This window comes from Achromobacter sp. GbtcB20 (assembly GCF_019091095.1).
Lineage (GTDB): Bacteria > Pseudomonadota > Gammaproteobacteria > Burkholderiales > Burkholderiaceae_B > Achromobacter > Achromobacter mucicolens.
Genome location: NZ_JAGXJZ010000231.1, coordinates 1 through 461, shown reverse-complemented (window position 1 = coordinate 461; position 461 = coordinate 1). Strand labels below are relative to the sequence as shown.

Sequence of the window (461 nt, the reverse complement as noted above, 5' to 3'; positions counted from 1 at the left end):
ACCCACCAGCACAGCCGCGATGGGCGCGACCTGGACCATCAAGGCCGCCGCTACGAGCGCTACGACTACCCCGCCCGCGCCAAGTTCGACGAGGCCGGCAAGCCCTTCGCCGAGAATCGCCTGCGCGGACACCGACGCGATGCGCGCATCGCCTTGGTCGAAGGCGACGACCCACGCTTGCAGCCTGGCATCTCCTTCACGCTGGCCGGGCACCCACGCGAGGACATGAATCGCGGATGGCGACCGGTCCGCATCGTCCACCGCGGCATCCAACACACGAGCCAGGCCGAAGAAAGCGCCGATTCCGCGTCAGGGACTCACTACCACTACGAGGCTGAATTGGTACCGGACGACGCCGAGTGGCGCGCAGAGCCATTGCCCCAACCCCGCATCGACGGACCGCAGAACGCCGTAGTGGTCGGCCCACCCAATGAAGAGATCTACACCGACGAATACGGCCG

1 protein-coding gene is annotated in these 461 nt (G+C 66.8%); it reads left to right on the top strand.

Annotated elements, in window-relative coordinates:
- Nucleotides 1-461, top strand: a 461-nt coding sequence (locus tag KVT32_RS28740; RefSeq protein ID WP_254637064.1) for a contractile injection system protein, VgrG/Pvc8 family, incomplete at both ends; no start/stop codon positions are given.